The sequence below is a fragment of the Staphylococcus sp. GDB20D11A genome (genome assembly GCF_016893255.1).
Classification (GTDB): domain Bacteria; phylum Bacillota; class Bacilli; order Staphylococcales; family Staphylococcaceae; genus Staphylococcus; species Staphylococcus aureus.
In genome coordinates, this window is record NZ_JAFEPJ010000024.1 from 949 (window position 1) to 9,180 (window position 8,232).

The window sequence follows — 8,232 nt, forward strand, 5'->3', positions numbered from 1 at the left end:
AATGACCATTTGGCTTTCTTTGGTTCTGTTGCAAAGTTAGAAAAACATCTAATTTCCTTTTTTATCATTTCAGTGTTAGTTTAACTAGCTAACATATGACTGATTTCGTAGCATGGCGAAAATCCATAGATCTGAAGAGACCTACGGTTCTTTTTATATAATCCATAAATACATTAAATGCCTTTGAGTGTATTTTTTGCCGTATTGAGACTTTGATACCTTGTCTTTCGTACCTTAATATGACGATGATCTTGTTCAATGAGGTTATTGAGATATTTAGATGTGCAATGACAGTTAGGGTTCAGCTTAAACACTTTCACTATTTTAGTCATTGCAACCTTCGTTGAAGGTGCTTGATCTGTAATTATCATTTGAGGTTTACCGAATTGTTTAATAAGACGCTTAATAAACGCATATGCTGATTGATGATCTCGTTTTTTACGCAACCAAATGTCTAATGTATGTCCTTCTGCATCAATGGCACGATATAAATAGTTCCATTTTCCTTTTATTTTGATATACGTCTCATCAATACGCCATTTGTAATAAGCTTTTTTATGCTTTTTCTTCCAAATTTGATATAAAATTGGGGCATATTCTTGAACCCAACGGTAGACCGTTGAATGATGAACGTTTACACTACGTTCCCTTAATATTTCAGATATGTCACGATAACTCAATGCATATCTTAGATAGTAGCCAACGGCTACAGTGATAACATCCTTGTTAAATTGTTTATATCTGAAATAGTTCATACAGAAGAATCCTTTTTGTTAAAATTATATTATAAATTCAACTTTGCAACAGAACCTTAAAAATGATGTTTTCTGACTTGATTAAGGGTTTTAAAATTAATCTTAACTGTTACCATAAATCTAAATCTCTTAATAATTTAATTGAAAATATATTGACTGGTTAAAGGAACTAAAATTGTTTAACTTTGTATATCAAAAAAGAAGTTACGCAACACTTAGTTACTTAACTTCTATAAATTGAAATCATTCTAATTTAATAAAGAGGCTTTTCAGATGCATATTTAGTTAATATTTTTCTTCCTGAATAATATGCGGGGAATACTAACACTAATATTAGTAAAGCAGATATCACATTTGTTTGAGTAACATGAGCAACTTTTTCTGGACTAGCAATTTCTTGCAAACCCGATGACAAGTCTAGAATAAAGTGTAAGAATATTGCAGACCAAAGGTTTTTAGTTGCATAGTAGACGGCAGCAAAAAGCACGCCTATAAAGAATGTATAAATAACTTGAGTTAGTACACCAACAAAATCAGGATTATGAGTTAAATTTATTAGGTGGACCACACCAAATATTACCGATGATAATAAAGCGGCTTTAGTTACTGAGTATTCTTTCAATAACTGATTAAATATGATACCTCTTGTCAAAACTTCTTCAAAAAAGGCAATCATAAAATTACTGGCTAGCAATAAAAAAATAGTACCAGCTGTAAAGTTTATTGAATCAAAAACTTTAAGTGCAGATAAAGCGTTAGCGATTATTATGAGAATAAGCCATTTACCTAAATATACTCCTTTTAAAAATTTTTTATTTAAGAAAAATACTGATAAATTATCTCTTTTGATTAAAATAAAGACTAGTAATAGACTAACTACAGTTCTAGAGATAAAATTATTAGTATAATTACTAAATGGAAGAGCCTTGCCTATTAAAAATACTAAAAGTAAAGCTGCAACTACCATGAAAATATAAGTAATAATTTTCTTCATTTTTTAACCTCCCAATATTATTAAAAGTATGTCAAAATTTAAAGACAACAATATTATTTTAACACACATGAAAATATAAAATATTAATTTTTTATTAACTATAAATAATAGAGTATATACTTCTCATTTTAAATACTATGATTTCACTTTCAATTTTAAGGTTTATTTTATCTCCATGACTACCAATTTATATTTGCTTCAACTCTTTTAAGATATATTGTATTTTAAACGCTCATTAATATGATTATAAGAAAATACGTAATCTTGCATCAAGACGATGATATAATTCGTGATTACGTATTTTAGTGTTATTTACTAAATTATATGTAAATATTTAATATTTACGAAAAAAGCCATTGACGGATTAAACCTAATCAAATATAGATTTGAAACGATATTATAGAAACTTCAATTTGTATGATGCAAAGCATTGTGAAATAAAGTTCAGAGTGAGAGAATTTCTAATTAGAAATTCTCTCACTCTGTTTTTAGAAATTCACGTTAAAATTAGAATACGTGATATTTATCATTTGTTTTTATAATTTCTAAGAGTATTTTAGTCTATTTTTATATATTTAACCTTTTTATCTTTATCTTTAGGAATTTCAATATGTTCTTCCGATTCAAACATTACAGATCCTTGAGGTGCTAATAAATTAGGAATTTGCTGTACGGGTCTAGTTTGTATAGAATCAAATGATTCTTCCCCTTTAAAACCATGTAAACCTGTAGCCTCTTTTTTGGCTAATGCAATTCTAAAGTTAGTCATAAACTGATTTACAGACATATTAGGATCTACATGTTTGTGAATAGCGTGTTGCAAGGATTCTATTGTATTGGAACGATCTTGTAATATTTCTTTAAAAATTTTATCACCATTATCACTTTGAGTTCTTAAATATTGGGAAAATAGATATGAAAGTGAATAATTAGATAGAGTGTCTCCATGATGGCCCCATTTAATCAATGAATGTCCATTAGTAATTGAATTTGATCGATTGTAATAATCAATTCTATAGTCTAATGACTTTCCGAGATACATATGTTCACTAGCCATTGCAAATGCTTCATCTAACCATGTATCCATTCCTTGTTGTCTTTTTTCTTTAAGTAATTTTTGATTTGCATTAACCATATGTTGATATTCATGTGCTAATGTAGAATATATTTTCTTTTCGTTCAAATTGCGTTTATTTGTCCCCATAGATGGATATGTATCCATGTAAAATATTTCTGCCATATTAGAATGGGGAACATCAAATAAATCTCTAGGATGGAAATATCCACCTGTATAACTACCAGTGATGTCAAAATCATCTTTTATATCATATACTAATATATTTACTTTGTCATCGTTATCTACGTCAGATGGTTCTCCAAACTTATCTCTAACAAGTGGATCAATTTTGTTATCGAATTCTTTTCCTATATTAATTGCTTGCTTAGAAGTGATATAATTATCAGCCACCCAAACTCGAGCAGATTTCCCATCATATTTCAATTTAGCAGGTGTTCTTTCGTTCGTATTATTTCTCATGTTAACCGTAGTAAATACTCTAACATCATTTAGGTGAGCATTTGAATAATGCCTTTCTGATCTTATTGCTCGTTGGCTAATAGAAGTTTTGTTTTTAGGAGCTTTAAAAACCTTATCTTCTTGCATCGATTTTATATCTTTAGGCTTTGTCGACTTGATAGTATTCTCTATTAACGTATCCGTATTACGAGACCCTGTGAATGCATCTTGGGAGTATTGATTACTATCTTCATTATTAATAATATATGTATGTGCGTTAGCAAAAGAGTTAAAGGAAAATGCAGAGACTAAACTAATTACAGCTAAAGATTTTGTAACTTTACTTTTTATAAACATTTAAACACTCCTTATATCTTATTTAATTAATATAATATTATTAAAAGTGAAAAAAATCCATGACTTTTATTTTATTTTTTTGTTTTTTGTGTCTATAATGAGAACTACTATAACTATAATTAAAGCTAATACTAAAACTTTTTTACAAAAAAATATAAAATCGCCCACTATCAATTAAGTGTGCTCTATAAAAATAGAAAATGTTAATTGATGATAGACGATTCAAAAAATGGAAATAAAATTTTATTTAATTATCAAATAATTCTACCTTTGCAATAATAAAAATGTTATGCCTAATAAATTACTTAAGACATGTAATATAACTACACAAAGTATATTATAGTGAGACTTATAAAAAATATACCCCAAAACCCCACCAGCATAAATATATGAATTTGATTGCGTCCATTCAGAAAGATTGTGTACGTGTATCATACCAAAGAGTAGTGAAGAAATTGATATCGCTAAGAAAAGACCTAGCTTTTTATTTATAGAATCTAGTAAAATCTTCCTGAATATAATTTCCTCATTGAATGGACCAATCAATGTACTAGTTATCACAAAAGGTATTAGAAAATAATATTTAGTTGTTTTATTGCTAGGGATAATCCTGACTGATTAGTACTTTTGGACCCTAATTTTTCGAAGATAGGATCAATAAATAAGGTTCCTAGTATTAATAATAGGAAGCCGAATGCTATAAGTATTAAACATTTTTATAGTTACATTTAAACTTATATAAACTTTCTTTAAAATCCGTTTTGAAAATTTTTATACCCATGATAGCAACTATTAAATGACTTAGCATAAAAATTATGATGAAAAATTTTAAATCATCCTCATTTTTTACATCGCTAAAAAATCTTGGTATAAAAAGAACAAATAGTAAATAAGCAATTAATAAGTATAATATTTTCATAATTCACAATTCCTTTATGTAAAATGATTTGTGAATTTTTTTATTATATCATTACTATATGAATAAATAAATTTTTTCTACTTGATACAGAAAAAAACACAATAACAAGAAATGATAAACAACGATGCCTTTAAGATTCCCACCTAAATGCTTTACGCCATCCCTGCGCATATTTTCTTAAAGACATCATTTTCATCATACAAAAGCAATATTTTAGAAATATCTGCATAACCCCTAGGCAAATCTAATCCTTTACTACAACAATATTTATGGACAGGGCTGTATAACAAATATTTTGTGACATATTTAGTCACATAACTGCTGACTTTAGATTTAGAACGCATACACTGAATATTTGCAAAACCATATTCCCAATCAAGACGATTATAAATCTTCTGCTTTATATATTTTTTACTATCAGATAGATTAACATCTCAATAAACTGTAACGATATGCTAGTGTATCTGACCACGCTTGTGTCGTTCTGTTATAGCTATATAATTAAAAGGCATATCACTCTTACGACAGTTTTTTGTCGCATCTTATTAACTACTTGCGCATAGATTTGTAAGCTAAATCATAACTTATGTCTCCCCCAAAATTGCTTTGTATCAAAGGTTGAAGTCTAAAATACATCAAAATAATTACATAAAATGTAGTCTTTAATTAAGCTTTTGGTGAATAAAAGTAGAAGTTTTTTTCTATATATCCTTGAGAGTTTATAGTAAAAAGAGGGGGAATATACTCTCTGTTTTACTTAAAATACCCTTTACATCCAATATTAAGTTTTTTTGCGATACTATTAGAGATTCTCATTTGTATTGACAATCCATTTACCCAGAATCCCCCTTATCATTTTTAATTCTATAAACTGTCTGTCTTGTTATATTAACTTCTTTTGCAATCTTGCTAATTGCTTGGCCTTCATTTAACATTTCGACAAGTCAATGATAGATAACACGTTTTTGAGGATCTTTTGCATTCGCTGAATAAAGTAATGGACGCCCTTTATATACTCCTTTTTCTTTCGCAACTTTAATACCTTGTTCTTGTCTACGTTTGTTTTCATTTCTTTCTTGTTCTGAAATCATCGCTAATATTTGAATGATTAAGTCTTTCATAAACTTATCTAATAATGTATTTCCAATGACTTCGTTCATCATAGGTAAACTAGTAATCATCAATTGAACTTCTTTATCTTTTAAATAATTAACTGTGTTAATCACTTCATCATAATTACGCCCTAAACGATCAATCGATTCTACTACAAATCTATCTCCCATTCTCACAAAGTTAAGTGCTTCTTGAAATACAGGTCTATTTTCAACCGATTTTCCTGATTTCTTATCTGTAAAGATTTTCTCCACACCAAACGTCTTTAAATTATCCAATTGTCTTTCTAAATTTTGGTCTATAGATGATATTCTCGCATAACCAATGATCATTCTTCTTCACTCCTTAATTAATATACACCCTAATCACGCATTTTGATCGTTGTAAATTCAACAACTTTTTTGTATGTTTAGGGTGTACTTATAATTAACATAAACTAAGTATATACTAAGATATTTTCAGAATTTCACTAAATATAAAAACAATAAGAGACTCGTTTTCAACTTGTTTCTAAAATCCTAAATCATTATTTTTATTTACGACTTTACTTAGGGTTTTATTCAGTAATATATTTAAAGCACCTTAGTGCAACTTTACGGTTACATAACGCAACCATCTTATTCTTATAATCATCCCTAAAGAGTTTTAAATTTAAAACACAGGAGGACAACCTAATGAAATTCCATGAAAAACTTAAGCAAGAAAGAAAAAAACTCAATTTATCTCAAGAAGATCTAGCAAATAAAATTAACATCAGTAGACAATCCATATCAAAATGGGAACGTGAAAAAGGTTATCCAAATATCGAAACACTTATAGAATTAAGTGAACTCTTTGATATTACTGTAGACGAACTGCTAAAAGGAGATGATTTTTTGAAAGATAAAATTGTTAAAGACAGTAAGAAACTAAAACACCCATTTCTTTTTAATCTTGGGGAAGTCATAGGATTATTAGGTTTAATTATTTTAATTTCTAATTTTGTACTAAGAGGTATTCGATTAGCTACACATCAAGATATATTACCTTTTTACAGAGTAACCTAGTTACAACTATAGCAATTATATTTTTACTAATAAGTTGGCTAACTTATGAAACTTTTGGAAAAAGTTATAAATAGTTTTTGCTTTATTCCAATTGCTTTATTGACGTTGAGCCTCGGAACCCTTAACAATCCCAAAACTTGTCGAATGGTCGGCTTAATAGCTCACGCTATGCCGACATTCGTCTACAAGTTTAGTTAAGGGTTCTTCTCAANNATTTTCTCGGCATAAATGCGTGCTCTACTTCTTATTTTTCTTCTCTCCAAAATAGTAAGATATAAATACTCCAATACCCCCAATAAAAACTGCAACAAAAACACCAATACACATTAATACAGACATAGGAAAACACTCCTTTTTAGTAAACTTTATCACATGAATTAAGTTATAAATAACTCGTGAATATAAGCTTAATTATACTTTAACTTCGTTCATAGCTTAATCAATACCTTAATTCTAAACATTTGAAGTAACCCTAAATTTTAAACATAATAAAACACATGACTATCTTAGTTAAACTCTGTTTAATTAAGATTTTTTATTTTTCATTGTCCAAGGGCGCACTTACACACCCAAAAGGCATTGTGCTAAAAACAAAAATTGCGTGTGATAATCCAATACCTTTATTTTGCATTTTAAGGGGGTATTTAGAGCGAACTGTATATTTATATATACTTCTTAAAACACAAATATGAGCCAAATAAGGTTATATCTTTCTGACATTTAACTTGTATTCAAAAGACATATTACTTAAGTGACTTAAGTCACTTTAAATACAAGCCTTCGTATTTTTTAGACACAGGCGTATAAAACGCTATCGCTATTTTGTGTATTTTCTTGGTTGGATTGGAACTCCCTAAAATTTATATAACTTAAAAAGTTAAATAGTTTAGCGCATTTTTAAACACTGTCCAGTTACATGCAAATTCAAATTTGTTATAAATAATCGTTCTCTATAAATGCCACAGGATAATAAATACCACAAAAACGGACTGAACAAGTTATCCCGTCGATCTAATATTATAAATTTAAAGCACACACCCTGCTTTAAGGAGTGTTAAAAATCGAATATTTTCCCAAACATGATTAATACATATATAAAGACAGTATATTAATCATATTTGGGAAACAACTCCAGTAAAAGGAATAACTATCTTTGCTTTATCAATATTCGCGTCGTGCCCTTTTGTTAACGCTAAAATTGCTATTTTATTTTTGATAATAACTTGATAATAAGTTAATAATCCATTATCAATACGTTATTAAGCCACTATCAACGTCTTATCACACGAGTGATAAGATATTATCATAAGGTAATCCATCCAAATTTTAATACGCTTTTATTTTTCTTCCTCAATTTCGTCTATCATTTGATGATTAATTTCTCTTTTTTCTTGTTCCGTTAAATCATAAATTTCACTCGCTAAATATTCTTTTGGTTTCCAAATATAAAAAATTTGATAGATATATTCAGTTGGATCAATCTCTTTTAAATAATCCCGAATACACGGTTATGTTGCAAAGTTAAAAAATAA

Annotated in this window: 4 protein-coding genes and 3 pseudogenes; 1 reads left to right on the plus strand and 6 read right to left on the minus strand. The window is 28.3% G+C overall.

What is annotated here, in order from left to right; translation table 11 throughout:
- Positions 1-80: 80 nt before the first annotated feature.
- The 5 genes and pseudogenes from JV528_RS12695 to JV528_RS12715 all read right to left on the minus strand — a co-directional run bounded on the left by JV528_RS12695 (position 81) and on the right by JV528_RS12715 (position 5,986).
- Positions 81-755, minus strand: a pseudogene (locus tag JV528_RS12695) (IS6 family transposase).
- Between the two features lie 253 nt (positions 756-1,008).
- Positions 1,009-1,749: a CPBP family intramembrane glutamic endopeptidase gene (locus JV528_RS12700; protein ID WP_204177679.1), complete on the minus strand. Its 741-nt coding sequence runs from the start codon at positions 1,747-1,749 to the stop codon at positions 1,009-1,011.
- A 556-nt stretch (positions 1,750-2,305) separates the two neighbouring features.
- On the minus strand, positions 2,306-3,622 hold the full coding sequence (locus JV528_RS12705; protein WP_204177681.1) for a M30 family zinc metallopeptidase: 1,317 nt from the start codon (positions 3,620-3,622) through the stop codon (positions 2,306-2,308).
- Positions 3,623-3,886: 264 nt separating this feature from the next.
- On the minus strand, positions 3,887-4,183 hold the full coding sequence (locus JV528_RS14915; RefSeq protein WP_204254840.1) for a CPBP family intramembrane glutamic endopeptidase: 297 nt from the start codon (positions 4,181-4,183) through the stop codon (positions 3,887-3,889).
- A 1,191-nt stretch (positions 4,184-5,374) separates the two neighbouring features.
- Positions 5,375-5,986 (minus strand): annotated as a pseudogene (locus tag JV528_RS12715) (recombinase family protein).
- A 342-nt stretch (positions 5,987-6,328) separates the two neighbouring features.
- Between JV528_RS12715 and JV528_RS12720 the strand changes: the two are divergent.
- Complete coding sequence (locus JV528_RS12720) at positions 6,329-6,700, plus strand: helix-turn-helix domain-containing protein (protein ID WP_033857150.1); 372 nt, start codon at positions 6,329-6,331, stop codon at positions 6,698-6,700.
- A gap of 1,337 nt (positions 6,701-8,037) precedes the next feature.
- On the opposite strand, the pseudogene JV528_RS14855 reads toward JV528_RS12720, so the two are convergent.
- Positions 8,038-8,196: pseudogene (locus JV528_RS14855) on the minus strand (protein rep); the annotation flags it as partial.
- Positions 8,197-8,232 lie beyond the last annotated feature (36 nt).

Coding starts and splice junctions, on each gene's coding strand:
- JV528_RS12720 (WP_033857150.1), top strand. CDS start 6,329: ATGAAATTCCATGAAAAACTTAAGCAAGAAAGAAAAAAACTCAATTTA.
- JV528_RS12700 (WP_204177679.1), bottom strand. CDS start 1,749: ATGAAGAAAATTATTACTTATATTTTCATGGTAGTTGCAGCTTTACTT.
- JV528_RS12705 (WP_204177681.1), bottom strand. CDS start 3,622: ATGTTTATAAAAAGTAAAGTTACAAAATCTTTAGCTGTAATTAGTTTA.